A 1,483-nucleotide genomic window follows, 5' to 3' on the forward strand; every position below is an offset into this window, starting at 1 on the left:
GCTGCCCGGATAGCACGTAGTTGTTCCAACACGAGGTTTTCAACATTTTCAGTCATGGCTGTTTGTCGTCATCTGGAAAAACACAATTAAGTATAGCATCACGCAGGCATCAGCCAAGGATAGGGGCGAAGCGAAACCCATCGAACCCCGCGCTGGCGTTTCAGGATCGCGCCCAACAAAAACACCCCCGGTTTCCCGAAGGCGTTGTAGGGTGGGTAGAGCGCAGCGAAACCCACCGAACCCCGCGCCAAGTCATCAGGATGGCACAACAAAAACGCCCCCGGTTTCCCGAGGGCGTTCAAAGGTCAGGCGTTATCGCTGGGAATGATGGGTTTCGCTATCGCTCTACCCATCCTACCTTGCTTTAATTCCCTTTTAATTCACTCTTCTTTACAAGAACACGGCGGCGCTCACATTGAACCGCTTAGCCAGCTTTTTAGCGATCTCTTTGCTGATGCCGCGCCGGCCGCTCAAGATGTCTGAAATGCGACTCTGCGGGGCGCAGTCGGCGAGGTCTTCCTGCTTCAATCCATGCTGGTCCATCAGAAAGCGTAGCACCTCTTTCGGCTCGGACTCCTGGATGGGCGTGTGCACATCTTCATAGGCGGCAACTTGGTCGGCCAGATAGTCGAGCACGTCGGCCAGTGGGTGATTTTCATTGTCACCGATCTCATTCAGCAACACCTCGATGATTGCCCGCGCCTGGGTGTAGTCTTCCTCAGAGTGAATCGAGGTCACGCCGACCACGTCCTTGAATGGCATCCAGACCCGCAGAATGGCTTGCGGTTCGGGCACCGTTTTATGTGCAAGGGTCATCAGTTTCTCCTGTTCCGCTTCCAACCATCGCGGTCGTACTCTTCATGGGTGAGCACCGCGCGGATGTAGACCTTGTGCCGGTTGTAGTGGATCGAGGCGATCAACCGGTACTTATTGCCCCCGATGTTGAACACCGTCAGCCCATCCACGTAGTCGGCGCTTGCGAAAGTCGCCCGCAGGTCATTGAAATCCGAGAAGACTTCCATCTTCATGGTGCGATACCAAGCGCCCAGCGAATGCTTGGCGTCTGGGTGCTTCGTCCAGAACTCGATCAGGATGGGCTTCGCAATCACATGCATAGAAGTCAGTATATACCAAGACGGTATATCGAGGAAAAAGTTCGCACCAGCTCACCTCGTGAGCGCTCTTCCAGAAAGACCCGGCACATTCTCCAGACCTTCAAGTCCAGCCGTCAACAGCGGCGTCAATGAAAAAACCCCACTCCGAAAAACGGAAGTGGGGTTTGAGAAGGGTGCAGGCCTCCTTGCCTGTAGGGTTAGGGTCTCAAGGGGCAGCTAGAAATCAATTCGAACCTGACCCGAATGGCACTAAGATAAGTCTCTCGATTTTTAAAAACAAACAGTTACAACCGCTGATGCGGTTTGCGGAATCGGTGTCCTCAGCGCTGTTTCTTCGGGTGGCCATGGTTACGGACCTCTTCCTGTGC

3 protein-coding genes are annotated in these 1,483 nt (G+C 54.2%); 1 reads left to right on the plus strand and 2 read right to left on the minus strand.

Annotated elements, in window-relative coordinates; genetic code table 11:
* Positions 1 to 390: 390 nt before the first annotated feature.
* On the minus strand, positions 391 to 816 hold the full coding sequence (locus CKO27_RS23765; protein ID WP_200377385.1) for a helix-turn-helix domain-containing protein: 426 nt from the start codon (positions 814 to 816) through the stop codon (positions 391 to 393).
* Entirely contained in the window at positions 816 to 1,115 is a 300-nt protein-coding gene (locus CKO27_RS23770; protein WP_200377386.1) for a type II toxin-antitoxin system HigB family toxin, read from the minus strand. The genes CKO27_RS23765 and CKO27_RS23770 overlap by 1 nt, the downstream gene beginning before the upstream one ends.
* 128 nt (positions 1,116 to 1,243) lie before the next feature.
* Here CKO27_RS23770 and CKO27_RS24300 point away from each other — a divergent pair.
* Positions 1,244 to 1,483, plus strand: a 240-nt coding sequence (locus tag CKO27_RS24300; RefSeq protein ID WP_207281109.1) for a hypothetical protein, incomplete at its 3' end; no start/stop codon positions are given.

The sequence above is a fragment of the Thiocystis violacea genome (assembly GCF_016583575.1).
Lineage (GTDB): Bacteria > Pseudomonadota > Gammaproteobacteria > Chromatiales > Chromatiaceae > Thiocystis > Thiocystis violacea.